Raw genomic sequence first — 19,686 nt, 5'->3', positions numbered from 1 at the left:
CCACCATCACCAAGGCTGAAGGCGGCAACTTCGAGAAGCTGGTGCCAAGCACCACTCCGGCCGTGACTGACGTCACCGACACCATCGACACTTCGACCGTGTCGCTGAAAGCCACGCCTTCGGCGGCTGAAGGTGGCAATGTCACTTACACCGCTACTGTCACCGCTCCTGTCACTGGCTCGCCAGTGGTGGTCACGCTGGCCAATGGCGAAAAAATCACCATCCCGGTTGGCGAAACCACAGGCTCGGTGAGCATTAGCGCACCTAACGATGCCTTGGTTGGCCACACTCCGCTGACCAACTCCATCACCGATGTCAGCGGCGGCAACTATGAGAATCTGGTAGCCGACAAGACGCCGGTCAGCACCACGGTGACCGACACCACCGACACCACCGATCTGTCCCTCAGTGCTACCGGCACCGTGGCCGAAGGTGGCTCCATCACCTACACCGCCACCCTGACCAATGCTGCTGGCACGCCAGTGACCGTGACCCTGTCCAACGGCGCGGTGATCACAATCGAAGCCGGCAAGACCACTGGCACCGTCACCGTCGCCGCACCTGCGGACGATGTGTACAAGGATGCCGGCAAGGTCGAAGCCACCATCACCAAGGCTGAAGGCGGCAACTTCGAGAAGCTGGTGCCAAGCACCACTCCGGCCGTGACTGACGTCACCGACACCATCGACACTTCGACCGTGTCGCTGAAAGCCACGCCTTCGGCGGCTGAAGGTGGCAATGTCACTTACACCGCTACTGTCACCGCTCCTGTCACTGGCTCGCCAGTGGTTGTCACGCTGGCCAATGGCGAAAAAATCACCATCCCGGTTGGCGAAACCACAGGCTCGGTGAGCATTAGCGCACCTAACGATGCCTTGGTTGGCCACACTCCGCTGACCAACTCCATCACCGATGTCAGCGGCGGCAACTATGAGAATCTGGTAGCCGACAAGACGCCGGTCAGCACCACGGTGACCGACACCACCGACACCACCGATCTGTCCCTCAGTGCTACCGGCACCGTGGCCGAAGGTGACTCCATCACCTACACCGCCACCCTGACCAATGCGGCAGGTACACCTGTCACAGTGACCCTGTCCAACGGTGCCGTCATCACCATTGAGGCTGGAAAAACCACCGGCACCGTGACCGTCGCGGCACCTGCTGACGATGTCTATAAAGATGCCGGCAAGGTTGAAGTCACTATCACCAAGGCTGAAGGCGGCAACTTCGAAAACCTGGTGCCAAGCACCACTCCGGCTGTCACCGATGTCACCGACACCATCGATACCAGCACCGTGTCCTTGAAGGCCACGCCTTCGGCGGCGGAGGGTGGCAACGTTACCTATACCGCCACTGTCACTGCGCCAGTCACCGGTTCGCCAGTGGTAGTGACCCTGGCCAATGGTGAAAAAATCACCATCCCGGTTGGCGAAACCACCGGTTCGATCAGTATCAGTGCGCCTAACGACGCCTTGACCGGCCACACCCCGCTGACCAACTCGATTACTGATGTCAGTGGCGGCAACTTCGAGAAGCTGGTCGCCGACAAGACCCCGGTCAGCACCACCGTCACCGACACTGTCGATGACACCGGGCTGAGCCTGTCGGCCACCGGCACCGTGGCCGAGGGCGGCTCCATCGTTTATACCGCCACCCTGACCAACGCTGCCGGCACGCCAGTGACGGTAACCCTGAGCAATGGCGCGGTGATCACCATCGCTGCGGGCGCAACCACCGGCACCGTCACCGTCGCAGCTCCTGCCGATGATGTGTACAAGGACGCCGGCAAGGTCGAAGCCACCATTACCAAAGCCGAAGGCGGCAACTTCGAGAACCTGGTGACCAATCCAGCGCCAGCGGTGACCGATGTCACCGATACCATCGACACCAGCACCGTCTCGCTGACCGCTACACCGAGCGTTGCCGAAGGCGGCACCGTGGTTTACACCGCCTCGGTATCTGCGCCAGTGACGGGCACGGCAGTGGTAGTGACCCTGTCCAATGGCCAGACCATCACCATCCCGGTGGGCGAATCCAGCGCTTCCGTGAACTTCGTTGCGCCCAACGACGCCCTGGCTGGCGGCAGCTCCCTGAGCACCACCATTACCAAGACAGAAGGCGGCAACTACGAGAAGCTGGAGATCAACACCAAGCCAGCCGATACCACGGTTACCGACACCATCGATGACACCGGCCTGAGCCTGTCGGCCACCGGCACCGTGGCCGAGGGCGGCTCGATTGTTTATACCGCCACCCTGACCAACCCGGCCGGCACGCCAGTCACCGTGACCTTGAGCAACGGCGCGGTGATCACCATCGAAGCCGGCAAGACCACCGGCACTGTGACCGTCGCCGCACCTGCAGACGACGTTTATAAGGACGCGGGCAAGGTCGAAGCCACTATCACCAAGGCCGAAGGCGGCAACTTCGAAAACCTGGTGCCAAGCACTACACCAGCGGTGACCGATGTCACTGACACCATCGACACCAGCACCGTGTCGCTGAAAGCCACGCCTTCGGCGGCCGAAGGTGGCAATGTCACTTACACCGCTACTGTCACCGCTCCTGTCACTGGCTCGCCAGTGGTGGTCACGCTGGCCAATGGCGAGAAGATCACCATCCCGGTTGGCGAAACCACAGGCTCGGTGAGCATTAGCGCACCTAACGATGCCTTGGTTGGTCACACTCCGCTGACCAACTCCATCACCGATGTCAGCGGCGGCAACTTCGAGAAGTTGGTGGCCGACAAGACGCCGGTCAGCACTACGGTGACCGATACCGTCGACACCACTGATCTTTCGCTCAGTGCGACCGGTACTGTGGCGGAAGGCGGTTCTATTGTTTATACCGCCACACTGACCAACGCTGCTGGCACTCCAGTAACCGTGACCCTGAGCAACGGCGCGGTAATCACCATCGAGGCTGGCAAAACTACTGGCACCGTCACCGTCGCGGCTCCTGCCGATGATGTGTACAAAGACGCCGGCAAGGTCGAAGCCACCATCACCAAGGCTGAAGGCGGCAACTTCGAGAACCTGGTGCCAAGTACTACACCGGCGGTGACCGAAGTTACCGATACCATCGATACCAGCACCGTTTCCTTGAAGGCCACGCCTACGGCGGCTGAAGGCGGCAATGTCACTTACACCGCGACTGTCACCGCTCCAGTGACGGGTTCTCCTGTGGTAGTGACCCTGGCCAATGGCGAGAAGATCACTATTCCTGTGGGTGAAACCACCGGTTCGATCAGCATCAGCGCGCCCAATGACGCCCTGACCGGCCATACCCCGCTGACCAACTCCATCACCGATGTGAGCGGCGGCAACTTCGAGAAGCTGGTAGCCGACAAGACCCCAGTCAGCACCACAGTGACCGATACCGTCGACGACACCGGCCTGTCGCTGAGCGCAACCGGCACCGTGGCTGAAGGTGGTTCCATCACCTACACCGCCACCCTGACCAATGCGGCAGGTACACCTGTCACCGTGACCCTGAGCAATGGCGCAGTAATCACCATTGAAGCCGGCAAGACCACCGGTACCGTCACCGTCGAAGCTCCGGCTGATGATGTGTACAAAGACGCAGGCAAAGTCGAAGCCACCATTACCAAGGCCGAAGGCGGCAACTTCGAGAACCTGGTGACCAATCCAGCGCCAGCGGTGACCGATGTCACCGATACCATCGATACCAGCACCGTGTCCTTGAAGGCCACGCCGTCGGCGGCTGAAGGTGGCAACGTCACCTATACCGCCACCGTGACGGCTCCAGTCACGGGTTCTCCTGTAGTAGTCACCCTGGCCAATGGTGAGAAAATCACTATCCCGGTTGGCGAAACCACAGGCTCGGTGAGCATCAGCGCGCCCAATGACGCCCTGACTGGCCACACTCCGCTGACCAACTCCATCACCGATGTCAGCGGCGGCAACTACGAGAAGCTGGTGGCCGACAAGACCCCGGTCAGTACTACTGTGACCGATACCGTCGACACCACTGATCTTTCGCTCAGCGCGACCGGTACTGTGGCGGAAGGCGGCTCGATTGTTTATACCGCCACCCTGACCAATGCTGCTGGCACTCCGGTGACCGTGACCCTGTCCAACGGCGCGGTGATAACCATCGAGGCTGGCAAAACTACTGGCACTGTCACTGTCGCGGCTCCGGCCGACGATGTGTACAAGGACGCCGGCAAGGTCGAAGCCACCATTACCAAGGCTGAAGGCGGTAACTTCGAGAAGCTGGTGACCAATCCGGCACCGGCCGTTACCGACGTCACCGATACCATCGACACCTCCACCGTGTCGCTGAAGGCCACGCCTTCGGCGGCTGAAGGTGGCAACGTCACCTATACCGCCACCGTGACGGCTCCAGTCACGGGTTCTCCTGTAGTAGTCACCCTGGCCAATGGTGAGAAAATCACCATTCCAGTGGGTGAAACCACAGGCTCGGTGAGCATCAGCGCGCCCAATGACGCCCTGACTGGCCACACTCCGCTGACCAACTCCATCACCGATGTCAGCGGCGGCAACTACGAGAAGCTGGTGGCCGACAAGACCCCGGTCAGTACTACTGTGACCGATACCGTCGACACCACTGATCTTTCGCTCAGCGCGACCGGTACTGTGGCGGAAGGCGGCTCGATTGTTTATACCGCCACGCTGACCAATGCTGCTGGCACTCCGGTGACCGTGACCCTGAGCAACGGTGCGGTGATCACCATCGAGGCTGGCAAAACTACTGGCACTGTCACTGTCGCGGCTCCGGCCGACGATGTGTACAAGGACGCCGGCAAGGTCGAAGCCACCATCACCAAGGCCGAAGGCGGCAACTTCGAGAAGCTGGTGCCAAGCACCACCCCGGCCGTGACCGATGTGACCGACACCATCGACACCTCCACCGTATCGCTGAAGGCCACGCCTTCGGCAGCCGAAGGCGGCAATGTCACCTACACCGCGACCGTCACTGCGCCTGTCACCGGTTCGCCTGTGGTGGTCACTCTGGCCAATGGCGAGAAGATCACCATTCCAGTGGGCGAAACCACCGGCTCGGTGAGCATCACTGCACCTAACGATGTACTGGTTGGCCATACCCCGCTGACCAACGCCATCACCGATGTCAGCGGCGGCAACTATGAGAATCTGGTAGCCGACAAGACCCCGGTCAGCACCACAGTGACCGACACCGTGGACACCACCGACCTCGGCCTCAGTGCCACTCCGTCCGTGGCTGAAGGCGGCTCGATCATCTACACCGCGACCCTGAGCAATGCTGCCGGTTCGCCAGTGACCGTAACCTTGAGCAATGGCGCGGTAATTACCATTGCCGCAGGCGCCACGTCCGGCACCGTCACCGTTGCCGCGCCAGCCGATGATGTCTACAAAGACGCTGGCAAGGTCGAAGCCACCATCACCAAGGCTGAAGGCGGCAACTTCGAGAAGCTGGTGCCGAGCACCACGCCAGCTGTTACCGACGTGACCGATACCATCGACACTTCCACCGTGTCGCTGAAAGCCACACCGTCGGCAGCCGAAGGCGGCACCGTCACTTACACCGCCATGGTCACAGCTCCAGTGACTGGCTCCCCGGTCACCGTGACCCTGGCCAATGGCGAGAAGATCACCATTCCAGTGGGTGAAACCACAGGTTCGGTAAGCATCACTGCACCTAATGACGTGCTGGTTGGCCACACTCCGCTGACCAACTCCATCACTGATGTCAGCGGCGGCAACTATGAGAAGCTGGTAGCCGACAAGACTCCGGTCAGCACCACGGTGACCGATACCACCGACACCACCGATCTGTCGCTGAGTGCTACCGGCACTGTGGCCGAAGGTGGATCGATTGTTTATACCGCCACGCTGACCAATGCGGCCGGCACTCCTGTGACCGTGACCCTGTCCAACGGCGCGGTGATAACCATCGAAGCCGGCAAGACCACCGGTACCGTAACCGTCGCCGCTCCGGCCGATGATGTTTACAAAGACGCGGGCAAGGTCGAAGCCACCATCACCAAGGCCGAAGGCGGCAACTTCGAGAAGCTGGTGCCAAGCACCACCCCGGCCGTGACCGATGTGACCGACACCATCGACACTTCCACCGTGTCGCTGAAAGCCACACCGTCTGCTGCCGAAGGCGGAACGGTTACCTATACCGCTACCGTCACCGCTCCAGTGACCGGCTCCCCAGTCACCGTGACTCTGGCCAATGGTGAAAAAATCACCATTCCGGTCGGTGAAACCACTGGCTCGGTGAATATCACTGCACCTAACGATGTCCTGGTTGGCCACACCCCGCTGACCAACTCCATTACCGATGTCAGCGGTGGCAACTTCGAGAAGCTGGTGGCCGACAAGACGCCGGTCAGCACCACAGTGACCGATACCACCGACACCACCGATCTGTCCCTGAGTGCGACCGGCACTGTGGCCGAAGGTGGCTCCATCACCTACACCGCCACACTGACCAACGCCGCCGGCACCCCGGTGACCGTGACCCTGAGCAATGGCGCGGTGATCACCATCGCCGCAGGTGCCACGTCCGGCACCGTCACCGTTGCCGCGCCAGCCGATGACGTTTACAAGGACGCCGGCAAGGTCGAAGCCACTATCACCAAGGCCGAAGGTGGCAACTTCGAGAAGCTGGTGCCGAGCACCACGCCAGCGGTTACCGATGTGACCGACACCATCGACACTTCCACTGTGTCGCTGAAAGCCACGCCTTCGGCAGCAGAGGGCAGTACCGTCACTTACACCGCCACCGTCACCGCTCCAGTGACGGGTTCCCCGGTCACCGTGACCCTGGCCAATGGCGAGAAGATCACCATTCCAGTGGGCGAAACCACGGGCTCGGTAAACGTCATTGCACCTAACGATGTCCTGGTTGGCCACACCCCGCTGACCAACTCCATTACCGATGTCAGCGGCGGCAACTACGAGAAGCTGGTAGCCGACAAGACTCCGGTCAGCACCACCGTGACCGACACTGTGGACACCACCAACCTCAGCCTCAGTGCTACCCCGTCTGTGGCTGAAGGCGGTTCCATTGTCTACACCGCCACCCTGAGCAATGCCGCCGGTACCCCGGTCACTGTGACCCTGAGCAACGGCGCGGTGATTACCATCGCGGCCGGCGCCACTTCCGGTACTGCGACTGTCGCCGCACCTGCCGATGACGTTTACAAGGACGCCGGCAAAGTCGAAGCCACTATCACCAAGGCCGAAGGTGGCAACTTCGAGAAGCTGGTACCGAGCACCACTCCGGCCGTGACCGATGTGACCGATACCATCGACACTTCGACCGTGTCCTTGAAGGCCACGCCTTCGGCGGCCGAAGGTGGCAACGTCACCTATACCGCCACCGTCACGGCGCCGGTTACCGGCTCGCCCGTGGTGGTCACCCTGGCCAATGGCGAGAAGATCACCATTCCAGTGGGTGAAACTACCGGCTCAGTGAGTATCACCGCGCCTAACGATGTCCTGGTTGGCCACACCCCGCTGACCAACTCCATTACCGATGTCAGCGGCGGTAACTACGAGAAGCTGGTAGCCGACAAGACTCCGGTCAACACCACCGTGACCGACACCGTGGACACCACCAACCTGTCGCTGAGCGCAACCGGCACCGTGGCTGAAGGTGGTCAGATCACCTACACCGCCACCCTGACCAATGCAGCAGGCACTCCGGTGACCGTGACCTTGAGCAATGGCGCGGTGATTACCATCGCCGCGGGGGCAACCACCGGTACCGTCACCGTCGCTGCACCGGCAGACGATGTGTACAAGGACGCCGGCAAGGTCGAAGCCACCATCACCAAGGCCGAAGGCGGTAACTTCGAGAAGCTGGTACCGAGCACCACACCGGCCGTGACCGACGTGACCGACACCATCGACACTTCGACCGTGTCGCTGAAAGCCACGCCTTCGGCGGCTGAAGGTGGCACCGTCACCTACACCGCTACCGTCACAGCGCCGGTTACCGGCTCGCCCGTGGTGGTCACTCTGGCTAATGGTGAAAAAATCACCATCCCGGTTGGTGAAACCACAGGTTCGGTGAATATCACTGCACCGAACGATGTACTGGTCGGCCATACCCCGCTGACCAACTCCATTACCGATGTCAGCGGTGGCAACTTCGAGAAGCTGGTGGCTGATAAAACCCCGGTCAGCACTACCGTGACCGACACCGTGGACACCACCAACCTCAGTCTCAGCGCCACTGGCAGCGTGGCCGAAGGTGGTTCCATTGTTTATACCGCCACCCTGACCAACGCCGCGGGCACGCCAGTCACCGTGACCTTGAGCAATGGCGCGGTGATCACCATCGAAGCTGGCAAAACCACCGGCACCGTCACCGTCGCAGCTCCTGCCGATGATGTGTACAAGGATGCGGGCAAAGTCGAAGCCACCATCACCAAGGCCGAAGGTGGCAACTTCGAGAAGCTGGTGCCAAGCACCACGCCAGCCGTCACCGATGTGACCGACACCATCGATACCTCCACCGTATCGCTGAAGGCCACGCCTTCGGCGACCGAAGGTGGCAACGTCACCTACACCGCGACTGTCACTGCGCCTGTCACTGGCTCGCCAGTGGTGGTGACCCTGGCCAATGGCGAGAAGATCACCATCCCGGTCGGCGAGACTACCGGTTCCGTGAGCATCACCGCACCGAACGATGTGCTGGTCGGCCATACCCCGCTGACCAACTCCATCACCAATGTGAGCGGTGGCAACTACGAGAATCTGGTGGCCAACAAGACCCCGGTCAGCACCACAGTGACCGATACCGTGGACACCACCAACCTCAGCCTCAGCGCCACTGGCACCGTGGCCGAGGGCGGTTCCATCGTCTATACCGCCACCCTGACCAATGCCGCCGGTACCCCGGTGACCGTGACCCTGAGCAATGGCGCGGTGATCACCATCGCGGCCGGCGCCACTTCCGGTACTGTGACCGTTGCCGCTCCGGCGGATGACGTTTATATCGACGCCGGCAAGGTCAATGCCTCCATCACCAACGCCACGGGTGGCAACTTCGAGAAGCTGGTGACCGATGGCACGCCAGCGGTGACCAATGTCACCGACACCATCGACACCACCACGGTCAGCATCAGCGGCAGCACTTCGGTCACCGAAGGCCAGGCCGCCAGCTACACCGTGAGCCTGACGCACCCGGCGCAAACCGAAGTCACCCTGAAGATCAGCTACAGCGGCACCGCCACCGACGGTTCGGATTTCACCGGTGTCTACACCGTGAAGATCCCGGCCGGCGCCAGCAGCGCCACCTTCAATGTGGCCACTATCGACGACAAGATCACCGAAGCCACGGAAAACTTCGTGGTCAAGATCGACTCGGCAACGGGCGGCAACTTTGAAAACCTGGTGGTCAGCGGCAACAACGGCAGCGTCACCACGTCGATCATCGACAACGATGCACCACCGGTCATCGATCTGGATGCCAACAACTCCAGCGGTGCCACCGGGGCCGACTACAAGGTCACCTTCACCGAAGGCACCAGCGGGCCTGGGGTGTCGATCGCCGACACCGACCTGAGCATCACCGACCCGGACAGCACCCTGCTCACCGGCGCCACCATCGTGCTGACCAACCGTCAGCCAGGGGACTCGCTGAACCTGGGCAACAGCGTCAACGGCATCACTATCAATGCCAACAGCAAGGACGGTTCGATCACCCTGACCCTGTCGGGCAGCGCCACGCTGGCCGACTACATGCAGCAGATCAAGAACATCACCTTCACCAACAACAGTGAGGACCCGAGCACCACACCGCGGACCATCACCGTGACCGTGACCGACGGTGGCAACTACTCCAACGTCGCCACCACCACGGTCAACGTGGTGGCGGTGAACGATGCGCCGGTGGCCACCGGTGGCGCCGTGACCGGCACCGAGGACACGCCGCTGGCCCTGACCTGGTCCAACTTCGGCGTGAGTGACGTCGATAGCCCGGCCAGCAGCCTCGGGGTGAAGATCACCCAGTTGCCAGGTGAAGGGAAACTGCAATACCTGGACGGTTCGACCTGGAAGGACGTGGCCAACAACCAGACCTTCAGCAAGGCCGATATCGACGCCGGCAAGCTGCGCTTCATGCCCGACGCCAACGAATCCGGCACCGATGGCTACGGCGGCAACGGCCTGGGCAACCAGCAGGCTGACTACGCGCAGATCAAGTTCCAGCCAACCGATGGCCAGGCCCTGGGCAACACGGGTACGGTCAAGGTCGACATCACCCCGGTGGCCGACGCACCGACCCTCAGCGTGGCCGGTAACAACGTCAACTCGGTGGGCCTGCTCAAGGAAGTCTGGACCGGCCTCAGCGGCCTGGGCACCGACGGCAGCGGCGCTTCCGCCAGCACCCTGAAGTCGGTGATCGACGCGGCCGGCAAGCCCAACAGCAGCAGCCTGGCGACCAACGTCCAGTCCGACGGCAGCGTAGCCGCCGGCACGGCGTCGAAGACCTCCGGCCTGATCTATCTGGAGGCCGGCAAGTCCTACACCTTCTCCGGCACCGGCGATGACAGCCTGCTGGTGACCATCGGTGGCAAGAACGTGGCCAGCACCACCTGGGGCGCAGGGGGCAACCTCAACGGTACCTTCACCCCGACCACCAGCGGCTACTACACCCTCGATATCTACCACCACAACCAGAGTGGCCCGGGCAGCTACGACGTCAACCTGTCGGTCAATGGCGGCGCCGCCATGGACCTGAGCAATGCCGGGGTGCCGCTGTACCCCAGCGTTACCGACCTGACCAATGCCGGCGTCACGGTTTCCGACCTGCACGGCAGCAACGGCGAGGGTTACTACGACGGCTACAAGCTCAATGAGGGCGGCGAAGGCGGCAGCGTGCACCTGTCGAAGATCAGCACCGGCCTGACCGATACCGACGGCTCGGAAACCCTGAGCGTGAAGATCAGCGGCATTCCTGCAGGCTCAGTCCTCAGCGATGGCGCCGGGCATACCTTCACCGCCACCGCGACCTCCGGCGAAGCCAATGTCACCGGCTGGAACCTGGGCAACCTGACGGTCACTCCGCCGCCTTACTACAACGGCACCTTCAACCTCAACGTGACTTCGACCTCCACCGAGTCCCTGGGCGGTTCTGCCAGCACTTCGGCGCAGATCCCGGTCAAGGTCTACCCGGCGGTGTACAACGCCGTGGTCGCGACCTCCGGCGACGATACCGTCACCGGCACCGATGGCAACGATATCGTGGTTGCCGACATCGGCGGCCTGACCGTGGTCCCGGGCACCAACTACAACATCGCCTTCATGGTGGACAGTTCGGGCAGCATGAGTAGCTCGTCCATTGCTGCGGCCAAGGATTCGCTGACTTCGGTGTTCAACACCCTGAAGAACAGCATCGGCAGCAGCAGCTCGGGCACGGTGAATATCTTCCTCGCGGACTTCGACACCCAGGTCAACAAGTCGGTGTCGGTGAACCTCAACGACCCGAACGCCCTGGCCCAGCTCAAGGCCGTGCTGGACTCGATGAGCTCCGGCGGCGGTACCAACTATGAAGACGTGTTCAAGGCCACGGCCAACTTCTTCCAGAGCAGCCAGGCCACCGGCAACACCAATGCCACCAACCTGACGTACTTCATCACCGACGGTAAGCCGACCTACTACCAGAGCGGCGAGCAGACCAACCCGACGCTCTACGGTGGCGGGCCGAAGCTCGACGATGTGGTCAATACCAGCAACTACAAGCTGGGCGATACCTTCGGCAAGTACATCGACAACACCCATTACCTGAGTGTGGGCAGCGACGGCACCATGACCCTGCAGACCTACAACAGCAGCTGGGGTTCGTGGAGCAGCAAGAACCTGGGCACCCTGCACGCCCAGGGTGACGGCACCTACGAGCTGTCCAGCCTGGCCGGTAGTGGCAGCAGCACCAACTCGGCCACCACCAGCAACTCCAATGACGGCTTCGTGCTGCTGAGCAAGCTGTCCCAGGTGGAAGCGATCGGCCTGAACAGCGATGTCAGCCTCAATGACCTCAAGCCGTACGACACCGATGGCAAGCCGCAGACCAATATCGATCCGAAGGACCTGGCCAACTCGATCATCGGCCATACTGAAGCCACTATGCCGGGGGCGGACACCGTCAGCGGCGGCGATGGCAACGACATCCTGTTCGGCGACCTGGTGAGCTTCAACGGCGTTGCCGGTGAGGGTTACCAGGCCATGCAGGCCTATGTGGCCAAGCAGACAGGGGTCGATGTGAGCAAGGTCACCACCAGCAACGTGCACCAGTACATCACCGAGCACTACACCGAGTTCGATGTGTCTGGCAGCCATGACGGCAACGACACCCTGCTGGGCGGCGCCGGCAATGACATTCTCTTCGGCCAGGGCGGCAATGACCTGCTCGATGGCGGCAAGGGCAATGACATCCTGCTGGGCGGCACGGGCAACGACACCTTGATCGGTGGTCAGGGCAACGACATCCTGATCGGCGGTTCGGGTGCCGATACCTTCGTCTGGAAGGCCGGCGACATCGGCAACGATGTGATCAAGGACTTCAAGGCCAGCGAAGGCGACCGCATCGACCTGCGCGACCTGCTGCAGGGCGAGAGCGCCAGCACCATCGACAACTTCCTCAAGATCACCACCGTGGACGGGGTCTCGACCCTGCAGGTCAGCTCCGAAGGCAAGCTCAACGCCGCCGGCGGCCTGGCCAATGCTGACGTGACGATCAAGCTGGAAGGCAACAACTGGTCCAATGCCAGCATCAACTCGTTGATCGCCGGTAGCGACCCGACCATCAAGATCGACCATAACAACAGCTGATCGGCCACCGTTGGCCACCCTTGCGGGTGGCCAGCGGACATCGGCTTGCCGCCTGCATCGTGACGATTGTCTCGGCGCAACGCATACTCGCGCTCTGAATGCTGCGTGGGCCTGTGCTGCTGGCTGCCCGACGCCGAAACAAATGCCTGAGGGATTCGCCATGTTCTACGTGCAACGCGATGCACAAGGCCTGCTGATTCGCGTGGAAGCCGCCGCTTTCGCCGAAGCCACCGAGACACTGCCCGCCGATCACCACGAGATCCAGACCTGGTACGCCAATGAGGCGGTGGAAGTCAGTCTCAAGCAGCTCAAGCACAGCGACCTGGATATGATCCGGGTGCTCGACGACTTGATTCAGGTACTGACCAGCAAGGGGGTGATCCGCGTCACCGACTTGCCGGCAGCGGCCCAGGCCAAACTGCTGGACCGCAACCAGGCCCGTGAGGCCCTGGGCGGGCTCAGCCAGTTGATCAATGATGATGAAACCGGATTGATCTGAAAGCCCTTCGCCGGTAGCCGGCTCCTACTGGCTGTTAGGAGCCGGCTACCGGCGAGTGCGTTCATTTCCAGGGCGCCGGTTCGCCGAACAGTTGCCCCTGCACGCCATACAGCCCCATCTCGCGAATCACTTGCAGCTCGCCCTGGGTCTCGACCCGTTCGGCGATCAGCGGCAGGTCGATGCTGTGGGCGGCGCGCTGGATGGCCTCGATAAACAGGCGCTTGTCGCTTTCCTGATCGATGTCGCGGATGTAGCTGCCATCGATCTTCAGGTAGGCCAGGCCCAGGCGCGCCAGGTTGCCGATCATGCTGAAACGGCCACCAAAGCGCTGCAGGCTGAGGGAGAAGCCCAGCTCTCGCAGGCGCCGGGTCAACTGCTCCAGCAGGGCCTGGTCGGGCAGCTGTTCTTCGCCGATTTCCAGGGTCAGGCGTGGCCCCAGGTCGGCATGCTGGCGCAGGATCTCGAACACTCGGTTCAGGGCCTGGGGCTCGGCCAGGGTGGCTGCGGAGAGGTTCAGGGCCAGGCTGTCCTGGTGTCCGGCCATCTGTTTCAGTACCTGCTCGAGCATCAGCAGATCGAGGCGCGCGGTCCAGGCGAAACGCTCCAGCCAGGGCAGGAACTGCCCCGCGGGGATGGTCTGGCCCTGCTCATCCAGCAGCCGTGACAGCACCTTGTAGTGCAAGACCTGCGTGGTGTCCCGAGTCGCCACCACTGGCTGGAAATACAACTGGAAGCGCTGTTCGGTCAGCGCCCGATCCAGCAATCGGTGCCAAGTGTGATGGTCGTCCCCCAGCTGGGCGCTGGAGCCCTGGTCGAGGCAGGCCCAACTGACGTCGCCCTGGGCCTCGGCCTGGGCCAGGGCCTGGTCGCCAAGGCTCAGCACCGCTTGCGGCGAATCGCCGTGGGCAAAGGCTGCCAGGCCAATGGAGGCCACCGAAGCCACATCAGTAGCACCGGTGGCGTGCAGGTTGCCCAGGGCACTGTCCAGGCTCTGGGCCAGCTGGATAGCTTCCTCACGCACCAGGCCCGGCGCCAGCACGGCGAATTCGCCACCGCGGACGCGGGTCACCAGGTTGTGGGTTTCCGGGTACTTATTGCACTCACGCAGCAGTTGCTCGCCCACCGCTTGCAGCAGCTGGTCGGTGCGCTGGCCACCCAGGCGTTGGTTGAGGCCGGCCAGGTCCTTGACCCGCAACAGCAGCAGGTAGCCGGAGCTGGCCTGCTCCGGGTTGCTGACCCGGGCATTGAGCTGCATTTCGAAATAGCGTCGGTTGGCCAGGCCGGTCAGGCTGTCCTGGTAGGACTCGATACGCAGCTTCTCGCTGCGTTCGGCCTGCTCCTGGAACAGTGCCTTGAGCTTCTCCACCATCTGGTTCATGGCCTGCACCACCCGACGCAGTTCCGGGGTTCGGGGCAGTTGCGGCAGGCTGAGAAACTCACGCCGGGCGATGGCGTGGGATTGCTGGACCATGTAGTCCAGGGGCCTGAGCTGGCGACGCAGCAGCAAGGCACCCAGCACCGCGCTCACCGCACCACAGATCAACAACCAGCCCAGGCTGCCCAGGGCGCTCTGCCAGAGCTTGGCAACGGCGAACATCGGGTGGCTGAGCACTTCGACCCGCGCCGCCTGCTCCCAGCCACGGCTGACGATGGCATCGCCACCGGCCGGCTCCAGGCCGATGAGCTTGACGAACCACTGGGGCACGTTGCTGACTTCCGGAATGCCACTGCGCTCGACTATGGTCTTGTCGGTGGCCAGGTCCACCACGCGGATGCTGGCGTAGTAGCCGCTGTCGTAGATCGAGCTGACCATCAGTTCGACCATCGCCGGGTCATCGATATTCGGCGTCAGCGACAAGGCCAGGGCGGTGGCGGCATCCTGGGCATGGGAGCGCAGCTGATTGACGTACTGGGTGCGCGAGCTTTCCAGGCTGACCATGAAGCTGCCACTGAAGGCCACCACCAGGAACACACAGATTGCGATCAACAGTTGTTTGAACAAGGACATCTGGGCTGGTGCTCCTAGTTAGTCGTCTCGACCGGAAATCCTTCGGCCTGCATTTTTTTCAGTACATCCTGCCAGCGGGACAGGCGCTTGGTGTCGCCCACTCGCTTGTTGCCCTTGGTCCCTGGCAACCACAAGCCTTCGGCGTTGAAGGAGTACACCGGCAGCAGGTCGGTCCGCTCGCTGGCCGGACGGATCGCGTCCTCCAGGCTGTCGAGCACCAGCGGCATGGCGTCCGGGCTGGAATAGTAGGTCAGGACCATGTGCGCACGATTCTGCCGCAAGGCCTTGACGTAGGTGATGCGCAATTTGTCACTGGAGACCCCCAGGTGGCGCAGGCTGAAGTACTTGGCGATGGCATAGTCCTCGCAATCGCCGGCGCCCTTCCACAGGGCCTCGATCGGGGTTTCCCAGTAGTCGACCTGATGCCACAGGTCAATGTCTTCCATGTAGCGCATGTTCTTGTTGAAGAACAGGTTGACCACTTTCAGTTGCTCAGCCTCGGAGACCTGCTTTTGCGTGGCCAGCAAATGCTGCCAGGCATCGATGCGTTGCTGGCCCTGACCCAGGGGACCATAGAGCGCCGTGGCCCGACGACTGATCTGGGAGAAGTCCCAGTCGGCGTGCAGGCCGCCCAGTAGCATGCCCGCCAGCAGCAGTGCCGAGCAGAACCAGCGCAGGGTCCGGAAGAGAGCTGAAGGTGCCGCCAATGCGATGAGTCCATGGGAGCTATGGTGAATCGGCTGATGGTGCAGGCTGGCCCGGCAAAAGACAATGGCACCTTGCAATCACCGGCTACCGGGCGAAGGTCCGTATCGAACCTGTGCAGAATAGCCGCTGATGACCGGGCAGGTCCTGACAATGCCTGGAGAATTTGCCGCGCCCAAAGGTGCATTCATCGTCATCAGCCACTATGTTAGAGGCCTTCGGCGCCCGAGCCCTGCTCGGCACCAGCGGCCCCAGGCCCGCCGAGTACAACTGCCGGTCTCTTGCTTAAGGAAAAGCTGTGTATACCGACACCCGACAATGGACCTTGGTGGTCAACTCCGGACCGGCCACGCGGATCCGCCTGATCTGCTTTCCACAGGTCGGTGCCGCCGCCGAACAGCTGCGGGTATGGGCCACTGGCCTGGCCGATCATATCGAGCTGGTGGTGGTCAATCTGCCTGGACATGGGTCGCGCCGTGACGAAGCGCCCTATGACAACTGGCCGAGTCTGCTGGAGAACACCTTCGCTGCGCTCGAGCCCTGGCTGGGTGAGCCCCACGCACTGTTCGGCCACGGCCTGGGGGCGCTGCTGGCCTACGAGACCAGCAAGTACGCCCAGCAGCGTTTTCCCGGACGGACTCGTCATCTGTTCGTTTCCGGCTGTCGCAGCCCCGATAGCCTGCCGCGCCGCCCCCTGTTGCACTCCTTGCCCCTGGAGGCCTTTCGCGAAGAGATCCTGAGCCTGGGTGGCAGCCCGCTGGAGATACCCCGGAGGCAGAGCGAGCTGCACTCCTACGAGCATTTGCTGCGCACTGGGCTGAAGCTCTTTGAAACCTGGTACGACACCTCCAGCGGCTGTCTCGAAGTACCGCTGACGGCCTTCCATGGCAGCGAGGACCCGCTGGCCAATGCCAGCCAGATGCTCAACTGGCGTGAATTCACACGTCGCGAGTTCGAGCTGATCGAGGTGCAGGGCAACCACTTTTTCATCAAGTCCCAGCGTCAGCGCCTGCTGCAGGTGATCAACACGCACCTGGGGCTGCTGGGGGAACTGCTGGCCTGAACGCCGGTCATGAAAAAGCCCGCCCTGCCTTGAGGCAGGAGCGGGCTTGCGAGACGGGGCTGGAAGGCCTCAGATCTTGAAGCTGTCCACCAGCTGCTTCAGGCGGCTGGCTTGTTGCGACAGAGCATCACAGTCCTTGAGGGTCTCGTTGAGGTTGGCCACGCCCTGCTGGTTCAGCAGGTTGATCTGGCTGATGTCGACGTTGAGGGTCTCCACCACCGCGGTCTGTTCCTCGGTAGCAGCAGCCACCGACTGGTTCATGCCGTCGATCTCGCCGATTCGCTGAGTCACGCTGACCAGTCGTGCACCGGCCTGGTTGGCCACTTCGACGCTCTCTTCGCTGGACGCCTGGCTGGCGTTCATGGTCGACACCGCCTCGCGGGAGCCGATCTGCAGCGAAGTGATCATCTTGTGGATCTCTTCCGCCGACTCCTGGGTACGGTGTGCCAGGTTGCGCACCTCGTCGGCCACCACGGCAAAACCACGACCGGCTTCACCGGCACGGGCCGCTTCGATAGCCGCGTTGAGGGCCAGCAGGTTGGTTTGCTGGGAGATACCCTTGATCACGTCGAGGATGTGCCCGATGTTGTCGGTGCTGGCGTTCAGGGTCTCGATCTGGGTGCAAGACAGGCTGATCTTCTGCGACAGCTCGGTCATGGCCTGGATGGTCTGCTCCACCACTTGGCGACCGTCGTCGGCTTGTTCGCTGGCGCCACTGGCATGCTGCGAGGCATCGGCAGCGTTGCGGGCGATTTCCTGGGTAGCCGCGCCCAATTCGTTGATCGCCGCGGCCACGCTGTTGGTGCGGGCGCTCTGCTCATCGGAACCGATGATCGAGGCGTTGGACGAAGCCATTACCCGTTGCGACAGATCGTGGACCTGGCGGGTGGCCGAGGACACTTCGGAAATCGAGGCATGGATACGCTCCACGAACTGGTTGAACGAACTGCCCAGCTCACCGAACTCATCCTTGCTTTCCACCACAAGGCGTCGGGTCAGGTCACCTTCACCCTGGGCGATGTCCTGCATAGCGCGGCCCATGGTGGTCAGCGGACGCATCAGCACCTGGATCAGCAGAGTCAGCAGTACCGCAATCACCGCCACGGCGATAAACATGGCGATCAAGGCGGACGTACGGAATTGGCTCAGGGGCGCGTAGGCCTTGTCCTTGTCGATGGACAGACCGATGTACCACTCGGCGTTCGGCAGGCCGGTCACCGGGGTGAAGGAGAGGATGCGCTCCTGCTTGTTCAGCACCACTTCCTGGTTGCCACTGGCGATCCGCACGTTGGCACCAGGGTAGATGTCCTTGAGGTTCTTCATCACCTGGTCTTTGTCCGGGCTGACGATCACCTGACCGTCGGCGCTGACTAGGAAAGCGTGGCCAAGGCCGCCGAAGTCCACGGAGTTGATGATCTTCACCAGGGTTTCCAGGCTCAGGTCGCCACCGACCACGCCCAGCAATTCACCCTGCTTCTTCACCGGCATGGCGATGGTGACCACCAGACCGCCTACGGCTGCCATATAGGGCGGGGTCAGCATGGTCTTGTCGGCGGTAACGGCCTGTTTGTACCAGGGACGCTGACGAGGGTCGTAGCCATCTGGCATCTTCGCGTCTGGGCGCTGGGTGAAGGTACCGTTAGCCTGGCCGACATAGGTGAACTGGAAGTTCGAGGTGAAGGCCGGCTGATCCACCAGCCCTGGGAAATCGGCGTTGCGACCTTGGTGGGCAACGTTCTGCGCGAGGTTCTCGAGTACCAGGATGCGGCCACTCATCCAGTTCTGCACGCTGCTGGAGGTGAGCTCCCCCGCCTGCTGGATGGAGGACTCGAGATTCTGTCGGATGGTGTTCCGTTGCAGGTAGTCGTTGTACAAGGTGAACAACGCAAAAGCCAGCACCACTACGCCGGAGGCGGCCAAAAGGATTTTATGGCTGAACTTGAGATTCATTTCATGGGACTTCTTATGCAGAAAGTGGGGATGCGTCCGGAATGCGACATTCCATGTAACTGCGCAGGCGACATTCTCTGACCGCTCTACTTTGGTGCACGCACGTCTCATTAGTCTTTCGGCAAGAATCGCGGAACCCTTAGATATTTATCCGAATTAGCGCGAAGAATTTGTAACAACCCGCCGAACGGCGTTCCAGAGCCTCTGCGCTGCCTTCCCCGATCCTGCCGATAGCGTTGCGTTATCGCACTCTCTGATGGGCGAAGCTGGTAGCTGACAATTATTCAGCGCAAAAACAAAACCCCTGCCTGCGTGAGCAGACAGGGGTTTCGGAATTTAATCTTGACGATGACCTACTCTCACATGGGGAAACCCCACACTACCATCGGCGATGCATCGTTTCACTGCTGAGTTCGGGATGGGATCAGGTGGTTCCAATGCTCTATGGTCGTCAAGAAATTCTGTGGCTGAGCCGTTGGACATAAGTGTCTAACGTACCAGCAAAATCAGTAACTTCTACATAAAGACAAAACCCCAACTGCTTTCGCAATTGGGGTTTCGGAATTTAATCTTGACGATGACCTACTCTCACATGGGGAAACCCCACACTACCATCGGCGATGCATCGTTTCACTACTGAGTTCGGGAT

6 protein-coding genes, 2 rRNA genes and 1 pseudogene are annotated in these 19,686 nt (G+C 61.7%); 3 read left to right on the top strand and 6 right to left on the bottom strand.

Going from position 1 to position 19,686, the window contains the following annotated elements:
- Window positions 1–12,812, top strand: a 12,812-nt coding sequence (locus J4P02_RS30010; protein WP_426197273.1) for an immunoglobulin-like domain-containing protein, incomplete at its 5' end; no start/stop codon positions are given.
- Window positions 12,813–12,972: 160 nt separating this feature from the next.
- Complete coding sequence (locus J4P02_RS30005; RefSeq protein WP_426197271.1) at window positions 12,973–13,311, top strand: tryptophan synthase subunit beta; 339 nt, start codon at window positions 12,973–12,975, stop codon at window positions 13,309–13,311.
- A gap of 61 nt (window positions 13,312–13,372) precedes the next feature.
- On the opposite strand, the gene lapD is transcribed toward J4P02_RS30005, so the two are convergent.
- Together lapD and lapG are read right to left on the bottom strand one after the other, a co-directional pair.
- Entirely contained in the window at window positions 13,373–15,319 is a 1,947-nt protein-coding gene (gene lapD / locus J4P02_RS30000; protein ID WP_426197269.1) for a cyclic di-GMP receptor LapD, read from the bottom strand.
- A 14-nt stretch (window positions 15,320–15,333) separates the two neighbouring features.
- Window positions 15,334–16,026 (bottom strand): cysteine protease LapG, encoded by a 693-nt coding sequence (gene lapG, locus J4P02_RS29995; protein ID WP_426197267.1) that lies wholly within the window; start codon window positions 16,024–16,026, stop codon window positions 15,334–15,336.
- Between the two features lie 296 nt (window positions 16,027–16,322).
- Between lapG and J4P02_RS29990 the strand changes: the two genes are divergently transcribed.
- Window positions 16,323–17,087 carry a thioesterase II family protein gene (locus J4P02_RS29990; protein WP_426197265.1) on the top strand — a complete coding sequence of 255 codons (765 nt, stop codon included), beginning with the start codon at window positions 16,323–16,325 and terminating at the stop codon, window positions 17,085–17,087.
- 69 nt (window positions 17,088–17,156) lie between these two features.
- Here J4P02_RS29990 and J4P02_RS29985 read toward each other — a convergent pair whose 3' ends face one another.
- The 4 genes and pseudogenes from J4P02_RS29985 to rrf (J4P02_RS29970) form a co-directional block, all read right to left on the bottom strand.
- On the bottom strand, window positions 17,157–17,942 hold the full coding sequence (locus J4P02_RS29985) for a methyl-accepting chemotaxis protein (RefSeq protein WP_426197275.1): 786 nt from the start codon (window positions 17,940–17,942) through the stop codon (window positions 17,157–17,159).
- 69 nt (window positions 17,943–18,011) lie between these two features.
- Window positions 18,012–19,037 (bottom strand): annotated as a pseudogene (locus J4P02_RS29980) (HAMP domain-containing protein); the annotation flags it as partial.
- Between the two features lie 340 nt (window positions 19,038–19,377).
- Window positions 19,378–19,493 (bottom strand): 5S ribosomal RNA (gene rrf, locus J4P02_RS29975).
- A 113-nt stretch (window positions 19,494–19,606) separates the two neighbouring features.
- Window positions 19,607–19,686 (bottom strand): 5S ribosomal RNA (gene rrf, locus J4P02_RS29970); the annotation flags it as partial.

The organism is Pseudomonas sp. NFXW11, from assembly GCF_049887815.1.
In the GTDB taxonomy this organism is placed as follows: Bacteria; Pseudomonadota; Gammaproteobacteria; order Pseudomonadales; family Pseudomonadaceae; genus Aquipseudomonas.
Note: the sequence above shows the minus strand (reverse complement) of the source record. Positions and strands in the feature narration are given on the sequence as shown.